This is a genomic window from Nocardiopsis sp. iso_40 (genome assembly GCF_056173285.1).
In genome coordinates this window covers 3667283-3682302 of record NZ_CM149666.1, presented here as the reverse complement: position 1 = coordinate 3682302, position 15020 = coordinate 3667283, and the positions used below count along the sequence as shown (strand labels likewise).

Genomic DNA, 15020 nt, shown 5'->3' with positions numbered 1-15020 from the left:
CTCACCTGTCCTTAGCAGGTTGTGGGCTCAGGCCCTGTCCAGGCGGTCACAACGCCCGGACAGGGCCGTTTTTGTTGCACACGGCTACGAGGAACTTCGGGAAGCCATCCCTCGGCTGTGGCCTTGGTCTCTATCATTGACACTACAGACTGTTAATGCAAGCTATCTTTAATAGTTCGTCGCATTTTTAGTTCACATGACAAGACTGGAGGCTGGCAAGATGGGCCGACGTACACCGGACAACGCCATGAGTGGAGTGACCATGAGGACGCGGCTCAGCCTGTCAGTGCGTGGGAAGCGCCTCCTGCGCGAGCTGCGGCGCCTGCGTGACGAGCGGGAGATGAGCCCTGAAGACGTCGCCAGGCAACTCGGCTGGCACAAGACGAAGCTGTACCGCATCGAACGTGGCGAGAGTCGGCTCATCCTTGATGACCTGGACGAGCTGTTGGAGCTGTACGGGGTGCGCTCACCGGAGCGTGAGTCCCTCTTCCAGTTGGGCAAGGACGCATGGAAGCGGGGCTGGTGGCTGGCCTATCGAGACCTCTACCAGGGCGAGAGCTTCTTCGTGATGGAGAACGATGCGGCCAAGATCAGCGTCTATGCTCCCAACCTGCTGCCTGGCCTGCTCCAGACCGAGGAGTACGCACGTGCTTCGATCCAGGCCATGCACGCTACTGGTGATGTCGAAGAGATGGCGCGGCAGCTGGCTGTGCGGATAGAGCGCCAAGGAATCCTTGCTCGTGAGAACCCGCCCGAGGTGCTGGCTGTTCTCGATGAGGTTGTGCTCAGGCGTGCTGTCCTGGACGAGGGCGTGCACTACGGCCAACTCAACAGGCTGATCGAGCTCAATCAGACTCCCAACATCACCATCCAGGTCATCCCCTTCTCTTCAGGTGTGTACATGGGGCAGGAAGGTCAGTTCACCATCTTTGAGTTCCCCGACGCGGAGGATGCTCCGGTCGCCTACCAGGAAGGGCTCTTCGGGGACGTGTACGTCGAAGACTCCACCGATGTGGCTCGGTATACCCTGGCAGCCGCAAGGTTCAGGGAAGTTGCGCTGGATGCGAGTGCCTCCACCGAGTTCATCCGTGGTCTGTTGAAGGAGACGGGATAGATGGCTGTTGACCCCACACAGGCGCTTTGGCGTACCAGTAGCTATAGCGGTACCGGTAAGGAGTGCGTCGAGGTGGCCGACGTGGAGTCCGGCACGCTTGTCCGTGACTCCAAGCAGCCTGAGCTGGGACACCTGTCGTTCACCCCGGCTGAGTGGCAGCCCTTCGTCTCCTCTCTGAGAGCCCTCGACACCACCGTGTAGCTCGATGTCCCGGTCCCGGGCGCCCGCGCGGCCCCGGGACTCTTCTTGTCCCGGTTCCTGGTGGTTCCCGTGTTCGGACGTCTCCTTCTGGGACCTCCACGAGGGGCTGCCCCCCGGTGAGTACCGTCGGCCTTACCTGGAACCAGCCCGGGCCTGCCTCCAGCTCAACGGTGAGCTCTCCATGGTCCAGCTGCGGGAGTATCCGTTCCTCGACCTGGCTCCTGACGGGGCCCCAGGGCCTCTTCACCCAGGACGAACTCCAGGACCTACACCGGCGTCTGACCGAAATCCGCACCAACGCCGTCCCCGCGGAGCGCACATCGGCTGAAGGGTGACCCGACCGGTTCGGGTTCGTACACCCGAGCGAGCCCGAACCGGTCGCCCGCTTTTCAGTGCACGCCCAACTTCCACCCGATGTGAGCGATCCGCGCACGTCGCTCCTCTGGAATCAGACGAAAGTGCAGGCGGCCGTGCCAGGGCTTGAACCGGGAATGCAGTTCGAACTGGCGGACCTGTCCGTCGAGGTCGGTGAAGAGGGCCACCCCCTCGTTCCGGCGCGATTCACTCTCCGGGGATACGCGGGAGCGGTAGGCGGGGGCCTTCGTGGCCGAGGGATCCCACTCCGCCATCGCTTCCTGGAGCTCCAGTAGACGATCCCGCACCGGGACCACCCACGCCGGCCTGAGCTCGCGCAGGTTACTCTCCACCCGGGGGAGAAACGACAGATTCGGGAAGTAGCGTTCGCTGGCCTCCCAGATGGCCGCGCCGGTGGCGAGTGTGCTCAGGCCATCGCGCCTGAGCCAGTCATCGTGCTCGGGGACGTGTGCCGTCGTGGAGCAGTGCCGCAGAGTGATCCGCGCCGAACACAGATCCACCTCGCCGTCCTCACGCTCTTCCGGGCGGGTACGTGTCACCTCAAGCCAGGGCTCGGCCCAGTCAGGGGAGTGGGGGAGGCTGACGGTCATGCCGTCATGCAGATCGGTGGCTTGGAACGCGGATCCTGCTCGGTCCCGGTGCGTGTATTCGCTCTCGTCGTCCAGTCCTTCGGGCGGGAGGCGGAACGGGGCTCGTTGCTGCAACTGCAACAGCAAGCGCGCCCGTTCCCGGTTCTCCGCGCTTTCGTTCATCCATTGGACCGCGCTGTAGTTCCGGCCGATCTGCCAGTGGGGGAAGGTGGAGACACATACCAGGGCCGCGTCAGGACATGCCTGGCGGACCGGTAGGAGAGCGGACGCGAGATTCGCCATCGCTGCGGCGGCCTCGTGCCGGTCGGCCTCACCGTCGTAGGAGAGTTCGTTGAGAAAGAGGAGGCTCATGTTCGGCTTTCTCCGGGGGAGGGGAAACGGGGGTCAGCTGAGTAGGCGCATCACGGCGTTGTCCCACTCGTCGAAGAAGCCCTCCGGCCACTGCGAGAGCATCCCGTCCGGACCGATCGACGGGGTGGTGAGTTGTGTGCGTCCTGTTCCCTGATTGCGGAAGTAGTGCAATACGGCGTCGTCGTGGGGCAGGACGTCCTCCTTCACCGCTAACCGCAGGCCGTTGAGAACGTGGTCGCTGTGTGTCTCCACGATCAACTGGGCACCCGCCAGCGCCGCCCTGGCGAGGAGGAAGGCGATCTGTGTCTGCCCACGGGGGTGCAGGTGCGCCTCTGGGTTCTCCAGCAGCAGGAGGGTTCCCGGCCTCGCCGTCAGGCAGGCCACGATGATCGGTAGGGTGTAGGTCAGCCCGAAGCCGACGTTCGTGGGGCGCCTGGGAGCGGAGGACGACAGCCCGGCGCGACCACCGAAGCCGTAACTGAGCCGGACCAGGTCGGTTCCGTCGATACCGGCGGTATCGAGGTTGACGCCGGGGCTGATCTCCCCCAGCCAGGCCTGGGCGTGGCTGAGGAGGGTCGCCGATCGGGCGTTCGGGTGGTGCAGGGGCTCGGCGACGTCGAGGGAATCCTGATAGTGGCGCAGGTAGTTGACCGTGTGCTCACCGTGGGGCCCCAGGAAGGCCTGTTCCACCGCGATCTCGTGGGAGCGCTCGTAGGTGGTCGCCGGGGAGACACGGTCCGCGCGCAGGTACTGGAAGTCTCCGTGTTGCCCTTCGGGGAAGAAGTCGTCGATACCCCTGCGAAAGCGTCCCCTTCGGACGGGTTCAAGGGCGAGGTTCGGCAGGACGTCGACTCCAGGGTCATAGCCAAACGACCAGCGGTACTCGATATCGCCGTTTTCGAGCCCGACGCGTACGCATGGACCGCTGGCGTCTGGGACTTCGACCCAGTCGGAGTGCAGGACGTCGCGACCGGTACCAAGTTCGATGAGGGAACCGTTCAGGAGCAGGCCGCGCTCGCCGACACCACCGTTCAGGTCGGCGGATTGCTTGAGCGCTGCCAGTGCCTGGAGGACGCTGCTCTTCCCGGACGAGTTCAGACCGGTGAGGAGGGTCAGTCGGCCGAGCGGGATCCGTATGTCCCGGAAGGCCTTGAAGTTGGTCAGGGAGATGGCGTCAAGCATCATCGTCGCTCTCGAGGTCGCTGAACAGGGAATCGATGGCCGCGAAACGGAAGCGGACCTTGCGGCGGTCGCCGGTGCCCACGGAGATCGCGCGTTCGAACTCGGGTTCGTCCAGGAGTTCGATGAGGCCCCGGTTGACCTCGTCCCGGCGCCTGACGAGTTCACGCACCTGGGCTTCGGTCCGATGGGCGAGGTTCACCGAGACCGTTTCGAACAGGGCCCTGTTGATGGGACGGCGGCCCTCGTAGCCGTGGCTCTGCTTGCGGAAGGCATGGATGCCGAAGATGCTCTCGGAGGCGCGCATCGCGTGGTCGAAACTCTCCTGCAGCGCTGAGACCCTTTCCGGAGACAGGTCATTGAGGTCCTCCATCGCTTCGCGGAGGAACTCGTCGAGATCGGCGGCCCGGTAGTCAGCGGGTTCGATCATGACGAACGAGAGGAAGCGAAGGATCATCTCCCGGTCCGACATGCGGGCGTCGGAGACACTGTTCCGGGTCGCGGATAGGAAAGTTGGGCGCTGGGCCATTTCGGCCAGAAGTTGACGCGCCTGCCCGGGGATGAGCGCGTGGCGGAGTTCCTGGAAGGTGAGGGGGAGCCCGCCGGTGTTGATCCGGGCGAAGATGTTGAACTTGACCTGGGCGGGGGTTCCGAATCCGATCACGTGCACGACGAACTGGGTCTCGTGCAGCCTCGTCTTCAGCCCTCCCGAGAGATCCTTGTACGAGTATCCGTTCAGGTCCAGGTACTGGAGGTCGCGTAGGACCAGGGGCTTTTCGCCCACCAGTTCCGGGTCGATGAAACGCGCGATCGCAGTCAGACGCTGGATACCGTCGACCATCTCCCACGACTCGTCGGTGTCGGTCTCCGCCGCATAGAACGTGGGTACGGGAATCTTCAGCAGGAGCGACTCGATCAACTGGCTCTGCCGCGCGTCGGTCCAGATCCCCGCTTTCCGCTGGAAGTCGGGGGCGAGTTCCAGGACACCGCGGCGAAGCCTGTTCAACAGCAGATCGACGGTGAGCTGTTTGGTGGAGATGTCGATCTGATCGGGGTCGAACGGTTCGCTGATCTTCTCGTTGGCCTCCACCTTCTCTTCCAGGTCGATCTCGCTGCTGAACCCCGAGCTATCCAGACGCAGCTGTGTCGGGGTGCCCTCAGCCGACCCCGGGTCCTGTTCTCTCAAGTCTCAGCCCTTACCTGGTACGGGTGCGTCTTCCTCGGACACCATGGTCCCAGCTCCCGGTCCGCGTCGCTCCAAGCGGCGAAGGACCTCTGCCCCTCCAGGGCCGGTCAGTAGAGCCCGTCGAGCTCCCTCAGCCGCCGACGCAGCTCACGGGCCCGGTACGGCCTCATGGCACAGGCGACGGCGCTGACCAGCGACCGTGCCTGTCGGAAATCCTCCCGGTCAGCGGGCCGGAGTCGGCGGTGGGGGAGGCACACGAACACGGCCCAGGCCCCGATCAGCTCGTACACGGCGCCGGGATACAGGTCCGGCCGCTGGTGTTCGATGCGGGCGATCTCCGCGCAGGCCTGTGCGGACAGTCCCGGAATCGCGAAGGGGCGGCCGTGGCGATGGCGTTCGCGGCGTGGGACGAGGGCCCGGATGCTCCCGGGGCGGCGGCGCGGCACTGGCACTTCCGGTGTTCGTCAGCGGTACTCCGCACCCTGTCAGAGCCGCCCGGCTCCGGCCCACCCGTTGCCCGGAGCCAAATCAGGACAGAGGCGGGGCGTGCGGACACCAAGGGAAAACGCTCTACGCCACCTGTGGTTCCATGGCCGGTACTTCCTTGGCCACGGACCGGTCGTGGTGCTCGTACGCGAGGTGGGACCGGGTAGGTGCCGGGGGTGATCGGGGAACGGAACGTCCCCGACTCCGAGAGCTCAGGAAGGGGATGTCCCGTGACAGGTGAACTCGTACCCGAGAACCTCGTCGGCCACCGCGTGCTCGACACCGAGGGCAACCACGTGGGGAAGATCAACCAGGTGTTCCTCGACGACATGACGGGGGAACCGAGCTGGGTGTCGGTCCACACGGGCCTGTTCGGCATGAAGGAGACCCTCGTCCCGCTCCAGGGCGCGCGCCCGGTGGAGGAGGACATCCAGGTCCCCTACGACAAGGCGACCGTCAAGGACGCTCCGAACGTCGACGCCGACCGCCACGTCTCTCCGGAGGACGAGGCGCTCGTCCGGGACTACTTCGCTCGGCACGGGGGAGTGCCCCGGCAGGCCAGGGGCGAGACCGGAACCGGTACGGAGACCGGTACCGGGCCGGTCGGCGGCGCCGCGGGGACGCCGATGCCCGAGGGTCACGGCCAGTTCGCGGACCGGCGCGAGGGCAGGGGCGACGAGCCCGACGCCGGACGGGCCGAAACCACGCCCGGGGCGGCCGTCGGTGACGCCGACGACACGTTCGCCGCGCCGGCGGAACGCCGCGGTGACGAGCGTCTGGGCCGGCCGGGCGCCCCGGACGACGAGGACGTCTCGGTCATCCGCCACGAGGAGCAGGTGGACATCGGGGTCGAGCGGCGTGAGGGCGGGCACGCGCGGATGCGCAAACACGTCGAGACCGAGCGCTTCGACGAGACCGTCCCCCTCCACCACGACGAGCTGGAGGTGGAGCGGCGGCCGATCACCGATCCCTCCCAGGTCTCGGACACCGGGACCATGGAGGAGGGCGAGGAGACCTTCACCCTCTACGAGGAGCGCCCGGTCGTCTCCAAGGAGGAGGTCCCGGTCGAGGAGATCCGTGTGCGCAAGCGCGACGTCACCCGTGAGGAGCACGTCGAGGGCGAGCGTCGCAGGGAGCGGATCGAGTTCGAGGACGACGAGGGGGAGGGGCCCAGGTACTGACCCGAGCCGCGCTGAACGTGGTCGGCCTCCGGACGTCGGGTGGCCCCTCCGGGCGGGAGGGGCCACCCGTTCTTTCCGGTGTTTCTCCGGCCCGTCGGCCCGGTGGCCGCCGCGCCCCCTGAGGCGGTGCCCGCCCCGGCGCGGGCCGACCCGGGACCGGTTTCGGTGGCTTTTCGGCAGGGATATCGGGAATGCGCTTTCCGTGCTATTTTCTGTCACTCCACGTGTCCCGAGCGTGCCTCCCAGTGCGCTCACCCCCTCCGGACACCGCTCCGGAGCCCGCTGACATGGAGCAGACATGACAGGAAAGACCCCCTCGAGGAGGGCGAACAGGCGGCGCCGCCCGCCGTGGATCGCGGTGGCCGCAGCCGCGACAGCCCTGGCGGCGGCGACAGCCCTGGCCCTCAACCCGGTCGGTGACCGGCCAGGTCAGGAACTGCGGAGCAGCAGCGAGCCCCTGCTCACGGCCGCCGACATCTCCCCGGACGCCGAGTACGTCCTGGTCAACCAGCACAGCGGCCTGGTCGCCGACGTCACCGGCGGCTCGCTCGACAGCGGTGCGGAACTCATCCAGTGGGAGCGCACCGACCGCCCCTGGCAGCGGTTCCGCTTCGTCCCGGGCGGGGACGGCTTCTTCAGCCTCGTCAACGTGCACAGCGGCATGGCCGTGGACGTGTGGGAGCGCTCCACCGAGGACGGGGCGCAGATCCGCCAGTACGAGCCCAACGGCGGACACCACCAGCAGTGGGAACCCGTCGAGAGCGCCGCAGGCGTGTCCCTGGTCAACCGGCACAGCGGTAAGGCGCTGGAGGTGTGGGACTGGAGCGAGGAGCCCGGCGGACGCCTGTCCCAGTTCGACCACCACGGCGGCGACAGCCAGGTCTGGTCCGTGGTCCGCGTCGACGAGGGGGACGAGGCGGCCGACTGCGGTGCGGGCGACGCCCGGGCCGAGGCCGTCCTCGACGGCTCCACTTGGACCTCGCGCGCCGGGGACGGTGTCCTCTACGAGGGCGGCGACATGCTCCAGGCGATGCGCGCGGCCGTGGGCGGCCTCACCCCGGGCCGCACGTCCCAGGAGCGGGTCGTCGTCCGGGGGACGGGCACGGTTCCGGCGGACGCCTCGCTCGACCTGCCCAGCCACACCTCGCTGGAGGTGTGCGGCACCATCGACGTGACCGGTGAACCCGGTGCGGGGCACGCTCCGGTCCGGATCCGCCACGCGGAGAACGTCTCGGTCCCGCATCTGACCATGACCGGCCACCCGTACTTCGGGGTCTACGTGCGCACCTCCGAGAACGTCCACCTGGGACAGCTCGACCTGCGCCTGTCCGGCGGCCTCGGCGTGCGGATCGACAGCCGCGACGACGACTCGGTCCGCCAGGCGCGGGACATCCGCGTCGACGACGTCTTCGTCTCCGGGACCGGGAGCCACGGCGTGGAGACCTACGGTGTGGACGGGCTGACCATCGGCACCGTCACGGCGCGGGACACCGGTTACTCGGGCCTGCTGCTCAACGACACCGTCAACGCCGACGTCGGCCTGGTCGACGCCGAGGGCGCGGGGACCGGCACCGGGTACGCGGCGTTCCGGATGGCCAACCGCAACGGCCGCGTCGGCGACGGGTACCCCGCCAACATCCGGGTCGGCGAGGTCCGGGCGCGCGGCGGCGGCCGCGGGATCTTCTGCGTGTCCGAGAGCGGCGGTGCCGTGATCGAGCGCGTGGACATCTCCGGAACCGGCAACAACGCCGTACTCGTCGAGAACTGCTACAACGTCACCATCGCCGAGCAGGGCGGCACGGTCGCCGGGCCGGGCGGTATCCGGATCGCCGCCCGCTCGGAGTTCCCCAACTCCCGCGACATCACCTTCGCCAACCTGACGCTGGTGGACACCGAGCTCCGTGAGGACCCGTGCGGGGTGAACACGGTCGTCCGCGACATCACCTGGCAGAACAGCCGGGACGACACCTGCTGACACCCGGGGCCGGGTACGCCTGAGCACGGCCCGTCCCCCTGCGGCACCGCACACCGGGTGGCCCCCCGCCGGAGGGCCACCCGGCTCCGTCCGCGGCGGTGCCGGGCGTACGATGCCCCGCGTGTCGCGCCCCAGGGCCGCGGCCGTCCCCGAACACGGACCTGAAAGGCCGGGCCATGACCGACCAGCCCCGTACGACGATCTTCCGCGACCTGCGCCCGATGGGCGGTGCCGCCGTCGACCTCGTGGTGTCCGACGGCCTCGTCGCCGGGGCGGGGCCCCGCGGGGGCGCCGACCCCGACGGTACGGAGCACACCGTCGACTGCGGGGGGCGTATCGCCCTGCCCACCCTGGTCGACGCGCACATCCACCCGGACAAGACCACCTGGGGGGAGCCCTGGCACTCCCGCCGTCCCGCCCGGGGCATCGCCGAACTGGGCGCACAGGACGCCGAACTCTTCCGGTCCCTGCCCACCCCGGTCGCGGTCCGGGCCGAGCGGCTCATGGCCCACGCCGTCACCCGCGGCACACGGGCCATGCGCGCCCACGCCGACGTCGCCCCCGCCTTCGGGCTGGAGGGGCTGGAGGGCGTCCGCCGTGCCGCCGACCGGCTCTCCCACGCCCTGGACGTACGGACCGTCGCCTTCCCCCAGCACGGTGTCCGCCGTTCACCGGGGACCGACTCCCTGCTGGAGGAGGCCGTCCGCACCGGCACGGCCGACCTGGTCGGGGGGATCGACCCGGAGGGCTTCGACGGGGACCCCGAGGGCCAACTCGACCTCGTCTTCGGTATCGCAGACCGGCACCGGGTCGGTGTGGACATCCACCTGCACGACGACGGCCCCGTGGGTTCGCGGACGCTGTGGTCGGTCGTCGAGCGCACCCGCGCCCTGGACATGGGCGGCAACGTGACGGTCAGCCACGCCTTCGGGGTGGCCGGCGCGGGCGAGGAGTTCGACGCCCTGGGCGCAGCGCTCGGCGAGGCCGGAATCGCGCTGACCACAGTCGCTCCGGACCCGGCTCGGGTCCTGCCCCTCGCCCGGCTGCGCGCCCACGGGGTCAGGGTCGGGGTGGGGTCCGACGGTGTCCGCGACTCCTGGAGCCCCTTCGGTGACGCCGACATGCTCCACCGGGCCCACCTGCTGGCCAGGGCCCTGCGCGCCCGCCTGGACGAGGACCTGTCGGAGGCCTATCTCGCGGCCGCGCACACCGGTGCCGAACTGGTCGGACTGCCCGTAGCCGACCTCTCTCCGGGCGCACCCGCGGACTTCCTCCTGGTGGAGGGCGAGTGCCTGCCCCAGGTCGTGGTGGACGTGCCGCAGCGCCACGCGGTCGTCCGCGCGGGCAGGGTCGTCGCCCGGCAGGGGCGCCTGGTCTGAGCGCCGGGCGGCCGCAGCTCCCGGCGGTGCCCGAACGCGGGGAGGGGCCGATCCGGTGCCTTTCCGGGCCGTCCGGGTACGGGGTCTGCGACCAGAAGAAATCTGAAAGCCTTGCGCACTAGGTTTCTGGGAGTGGAGGAACGCTGCGGACCGGTGGCGACACCGGGGACAGCGGCGGACAGGTGCGCCCGGGACCTGCCACCCGGGGGCTCGGGCCGGTCAGGACGGGACCGGCCCACCCACGCCGGGGCGGTCAGGACGGGACCGCCGGTGTACCGGGGCGGTGGTCGGTGGGAGAGCGCCGACCACCGCCCCGCTGTGGTCCGGTGGCTCCTTCCGGGTCTTCCTGGTGTGTCCTGCCTGGTCGGGACAGACCGGGCGTTTAAGGTCGCACTGTCGGCGCCGGCACGGAGGGGGAGTGCGATGAGCGAGGACGTGAGCGGGGAGAGCACCGGGAAGGCCTCCGGCGCAGGGGCCGGAGCGGACGCGGGCACCCGCGCCGAACCGCGCGGACGCGAAGCCGAGCCGGGCCGGGGACACACCATCGTCGTGGGTGCCGGAATGGCCGGGTTGGCCGCCGCGGACCGGTTGGCCGAACAGGGTGAACGCGTCACCGTGCTGGAGGCCCGCGACCGGACCGGGGGGCGGATCCACTCGGTGCGCCCGTGGGACGGTGTGACCCTGGACGTCGGGGCCTCGTGGATGCGCGGTGAGGAGAACAACCCGCTGTCCCGGCTGGTGGCGGAGGTGGGCGTGCGCACCGCCGTGTTCAACCGCTCCACCGAGACCGCCTACGACCCCAAGGGGCGCAGGCTCCTGTTCGACCGGCACCGCCGCAACCTGGAGGACGTCAACCTCCTCCACGAGCACATGTACTGGGCGACGGTCGGCGCGAGCCCCGAGGAGTCCATGGAGGAGGGCATCAACCACGCCCTCTACGACGCCAACCTCGTGCGCGCCCGGGCCAGGGACGCGGCGGAGATCGTGCACCGCCTCGCCGAGGCCGACCACGGGGCCGACGCCGAGGAGATCGCCTTCTCCGCGGTCGCCTCCCGACACGAGTTCAGCGGTGACGACGTGGTCTTCCCCGACGGTATGGGCCAGCTCACCGACCACCTCGCCCGGGGCCTGGACGTGCGCCTGGAGCACGTGGTGCTGGCGGTCTCCCACGACGGCGACGGCGTCGGCGTGCGGGTGGACACCCCCGACGGCGAGGAGACGCTGACCGCCGACCGGGTCCTGGTCACCCTGCCGCTGGGGGTGCTCCAGGCAGGGCAGGTCGACTTCGATCCGGCCCTGCCCGTGGACAAGCAGGACTCCCTGGAGCGTCTGGGCAACGGGCGCCTGGAGAAGCTCTTCCTGCGCTTCGACGAGGTCTTCTGGGGCGACGCCGAGGTCCTGGTCCACCTGGGGACCGAGGAGGGCGCCTGGTTCCACTGGTACGCCGGACAGAACGTCTTCGGTGAGCCCGTCCTGGTCAGCCGTAACGGCGGGAAGGCGGCCCGGTTCCTCGCGCAGATGGATGACGGGGACGTGGTCGAGCACGCGATGGCGTCCCTGCGCGGCATGTTCAAGAAGGCACCGGACCCGGTCGACCACTACCTGACGCACTGGATGGACGACCCCTTCGCCAGGGGAGGGTTCTCCTTCACCGCGGTCGGTGCCGGCGACGGCGACCGCACCGCACTGGGCGAGCCGGTCGGCGACCGGGTCTTCTTCGCGGGCGAGGCCACCGAGATCGAGCACACCGCCACGGTGCACGGGGCCCTGCTGTCGGGGCGACGGGAGGCCGAGCGTATCCTCTCGACGGACTGAGCGCCGAGGACGGACCGGGCGGAATCACGACACTTCACTGTGCTTCAGGTCACATGCTAGTTTCGCGTGGTCGTACCCGTCCCCAAAGGCACCGACTTTCGCTCCCCTGATCGCCCAGGTGCCGTGAGTGTGAAGGAACCCCCCATGCCGGCCATAGCAGTCCTTCTCGGGGCCCTGGCGCTGTTCGCCCTCGGTTACCGTTTCTACTCGGCCTACCTCGCCAAACGGGTCTACGCGCTGGATCCGGACTTCGTCACACCCGCCCACGCCTACAAGGACGGGATCGACTACGTACCGACCAGCAAACACATCGTCTTCGCCCACCACTTCATCTCCGTGGCCGGGGCGGCGCCGATCGTCGGGCCGGCCATCGCCGTCTTCTGGGGCTGGGGGCCCGCGCTCCTGTGGGTGGTGCTCGGGACGGTCTTCGCCTCCGGAGCCCACGACTTCGGGGCGATCGTGGTTTCGGTCCGGCACCGGGGCCGGAGCATCGGGGCGCTGGCCAAGGACGTGATCGGGACCCGGGCCAGACTCCTCTTCCTGCTGATCATCTTCTTCCTGGTGACCATGGTCAACGCGGTGTTCGCGGTGATCATCGCGGGCCTGCTCATCGCCAACCCCGAGGCCGTGCTGCCCGTCCTGGTCACCATCCCGCTGGCGATCGGGGTGGGGCAGGTCGTCTACCGCAGGCGCAGCGCCGCGCTCGTCCCCTCACTGATCAGCCTGGTGGTCGTCTACGCGTGCATCCCGCTCGGGCAGGCACTGCCCGTCACCGTGGACCCGATCGCGAACCTGGCGGGCGTCGAGCCCGCCCTGGTGTGGCTGGTGCTGATCTTCGTCTACACCTTCTTCACCTCGCGCCTGCCGGTGTGGATGCTGTTGCAGCCGCGCGACTACATCAACCAGCAGCAGATGCTGCTGGGCCTGCTCGTCATCATGGTCGGCATCATCGTGGGCATGAACACCATCGAGGCCCCGGCGCTGCGCGGCGACCTGCCCGAGGGTTCCCCGCCCATCTTCCCGTTGCTGTTCATCACCATCGCCTGTGGCGCTGTGTCCGGTTTCCACAGCCTGGTCGCCTCGGGAACGACCTCCAAGCAGCTGGACAAGGAGCCCGACGCCCGCTACGTGGGCTACCTGAGCTCGCTCGGTGAGGGCGCCCTGGCGGTCTGCTCCATCCTGGCCTGCACCGCGGGCATCATGGTCTTCTCCGCCAACCAGGGAACGGCCTGGACCGACATCTACGTCGACTGGGCCGCCGCGGGAACCAACCCGGCGGGCCGTTTCACCGAGGGCGTGGCCGGGTTCGCGTCCAACATCGGCATCCCCGAGAGCGTGGGGCTGGTGTTCGCCACGGTGGTCGTGGTGAGCTTCGCCGCCACCAGCCTGGACACCGCCGTCCGGCTCCAGCGCTACACGGTCCAGGAGATCAGCGCCATCGTCAGGGAACGGGCCGCCGAGGGCGGTGCCCTCCGGCGCGCCGCACACTTCCTGTCGCGCAACATCACCGTGGCCACACTGGTCGCGGTGGTGATCCCCTTCGTGCTGGCGCTCGTTCCGGGCAACTTCGCCGCGGGCACCCTCTGGCAGCTCTTCGGCACCACCAACCAGCTGACCGCCGGCCTGGCGCTGTCCGTCATCGCCGTCTGGGTCACGAAGAGGGGGCGCAACCCCGTCGCGATCCTGGTGCCGCTGGTGTTCCTCGCCGTGATGACCTCGTGGGCCCTCATCGTGCAGCTGCGGGACTTCGTGCTGAGCACCGACCCCATGCAGCGCTTCGTGCTCGCCCCGTTGGACCTGGTCATCTTCGTCCTGGCCGTGTGGATGATGGTGGAGGCCTTCCTCGCCCTGCGCAGGGCCTTCGCCGAGCGGTCCGCCGACCCGGGGCAGGACCAGCGGGAGGACACCGCGGTCGCCGGGGACGCCGTCGAAGGGGACGAGAGGCCCTGAACGCGGCGTGCGGGCGCCCGGGTTCCGGGCGCCCGCACACCGCTCCCGGCGCGGCTGGCCGGTTCCGGTCCCGCCGGGGCTCCCGGGCAGCCCCCTCCCTCACCCGCCGTCCGCCATAAGGGGAACCGAAAGCGCAGGTGGGCGCCGGGTCAAGGAAGAAACCCGTACACGGTACGATCAAGGGGCGGGCCTGCCCGGGGCCTCCCTGGGCCGGTGGGGCGCGCGATGGCGGAAGACGACGGTCCCTCCCGTTATCGTTGGCGTCATGGGGCGATCCGCGGAAGAAGGCAGACACGAGTCGGGGGGCAGTGTGGCCAGCCCGGTGGTCAGTGACCGCATCTGGACGGTTCCCAACCTGTTGAGCATGCTCCGGTTGTTGGGCGTTCCGCTGTTCCTCTGGCTCATCCTGGTTCCGCAGGCGGACTGGTGGGCGCTCCTCGTGCTCGCCTTCGCCGGGATCAGCGACTGGCTGGACGGCAAGATCGCCAGAGCCTGGAACCAGACCTCGCGGCTGGGCACGGTCCTGGACCCGCTCGCCGACCGCCTCTACATCTTCGCCGCCCTGCTCGGCCTGGTCATCCGGGGCATCATCCCCTGGTGGCTGATGGGGATCCTGGTGCTGCGGGACGTCCTCATCCTCGGTGCCCTGCCGCTGCTGCGCCACTTCGGCTACGGGCCGCTGCCGGTCAACTTCGCCGGCAAGGCCGCCACCCTCTGCCTGCTCTACTCGTTCCCGCTGCTGTTCATCGCCGGATACGCGTCGATCATCGGAGATGTGGCCAGAATCATGGGTTGGGCCTTCGCGCTGTGGGGAACGGCTCTTTACTGGTGGGCCGGACTGCTCTACGCCGTACAAGGGCTGCGCCTGATCGACCAGACTCGCCGCGACGAACGCGCTGATCGGACGGGAATCCACGCGGGTTCCCCGGACAGCGACACCGTGCGCGGACACAGCGCGGATCGACCCGATCCGGCTGCTGAAGGCGACCGTTGACGGCGACCCCGGCGCGGTGCCCGAGGGCTCGGACGGACCGGGCCCGTCGGATCAGGGCAGGAACGGACCCTGATCCACCGACCGAACCGGCGGACCGGCTCACCTGAGTCCTGTCGGATCGAAAGGGAGTGTCGTCTCCGCAATGAGAACATGTCCCACCGCGCGCGGGTGCGCGCGCTCCGAACACCTGTCCCCCGCCGCGCTTACTGACGGCGCCACCACCCGGGGGTGCCGTCGATGAGCA

The 15020-nt window shown here is 69.1% G+C and carries 11 protein-coding genes and 1 pseudogene; 8 read left to right on the top strand and 4 right to left on the bottom strand.

What is annotated here, in order from left to right; translation table 11 throughout:
- Window positions 1–262 precede the first annotated feature (262 nt).
- Window positions 263–1114 (top strand): DUF5753 domain-containing protein, encoded by an 852-nt coding sequence (locus AC0VYD_RS16155; protein ID WP_475476351.1) that lies wholly within the window; start codon window positions 263–265, stop codon window positions 1112–1114.
- A complete protein-coding gene (locus AC0VYD_RS16150) occupies window positions 1115–1315 on the top strand; it encodes a DUF397 domain-containing protein (RefSeq protein WP_475476350.1) in 201 nt (66 codons plus the stop codon).
- 389 nt (window positions 1316–1704) lie between these two features.
- On the opposite strand, the gene AC0VYD_RS16145 is transcribed toward AC0VYD_RS16150, so the two are convergent.
- The 4 genes from AC0VYD_RS16145 to AC0VYD_RS16130 all read right to left on the bottom strand — a co-directional run bounded on the left by AC0VYD_RS16145 (window position 1705) and on the right by AC0VYD_RS16130 (window position 5448).
- Entirely contained in the window at window positions 1705–2631 is a 927-nt protein-coding gene (locus AC0VYD_RS16145; protein ID WP_475476349.1) for a hypothetical protein, read from the bottom strand.
- A 33-nt stretch (window positions 2632–2664) separates the two neighbouring features.
- Window positions 2665–3816, bottom strand: a complete 1152-nt coding sequence (locus tag AC0VYD_RS16140; protein ID WP_475476348.1) for an AAA family ATPase — start codon at window positions 3814–3816, stop codon at window positions 2665–2667.
- Complete coding sequence (locus AC0VYD_RS16135; RefSeq protein WP_475476347.1) at window positions 3806–4996, bottom strand: DUF262 domain-containing protein; 1191 nt, start codon at window positions 4994–4996, stop codon at window positions 3806–3808. Before AC0VYD_RS16135 ends, AC0VYD_RS16140 begins: the two co-directional genes overlap by 11 nt.
- Before the next feature lie 107 nt (window positions 4997–5103).
- Window positions 5104–5448: a hypothetical protein gene (locus AC0VYD_RS16130; RefSeq protein WP_475476346.1), complete on the bottom strand. Its 345-nt coding sequence runs from the start codon at window positions 5446–5448 to the stop codon at window positions 5104–5106.
- 264 nt (window positions 5449–5712) lie between these two features.
- Between AC0VYD_RS16130 and AC0VYD_RS16125 the strand changes: the two genes are divergently transcribed.
- The 6 genes and pseudogenes from AC0VYD_RS16125 (at window position 5713) to clsA (ending at window position 14849) form a co-directional block, all read left to right on the top strand.
- The gene (locus AC0VYD_RS16125) at window positions 5713–6663 is read left to right on the top strand and encodes a PRC and DUF2382 domain-containing protein (RefSeq protein WP_475476345.1); all 951 of its coding nucleotides are present in this window, start codon (window positions 5713–5715) and stop codon (window positions 6661–6663) included.
- 298 nt (window positions 6664–6961) lie between these two features.
- Entirely contained in the window at window positions 6962–8638 is a 1677-nt protein-coding gene (locus tag AC0VYD_RS16120; protein ID WP_475476344.1) for an RICIN domain-containing protein, read from the top strand.
- Window positions 8639–8814: 176 nt separating this feature from the next.
- Window positions 8815–10017: an amidohydrolase gene (locus tag AC0VYD_RS16115; protein WP_475476343.1), complete on the top strand. Its 1203-nt coding sequence runs from the start codon at window positions 8815–8817 to the stop codon at window positions 10015–10017.
- Between the two features lie 423 nt (window positions 10018–10440).
- Window positions 10441–11832 (top strand): flavin monoamine oxidase family protein, encoded by a 1392-nt coding sequence (locus AC0VYD_RS16110; protein WP_475476342.1) that lies wholly within the window; start codon window positions 10441–10443, stop codon window positions 11830–11832.
- A gap of 144 nt (window positions 11833–11976) precedes the next feature.
- Window positions 11977–13782 carry a carbon starvation CstA family protein gene (locus AC0VYD_RS16105; protein WP_475476341.1) on the top strand — a complete coding sequence of 602 codons (1806 nt, stop codon included), beginning with the start codon at window positions 11977–11979 and terminating at the stop codon, window positions 13780–13782.
- A 310-nt stretch (window positions 13783–14092) separates the two neighbouring features.
- Window positions 14093–14849 (top strand): annotated as a pseudogene (clsA, locus tag AC0VYD_RS16100) (cardiolipin synthase ClsA).
- Window positions 14850–15020 lie beyond the last annotated feature (171 nt).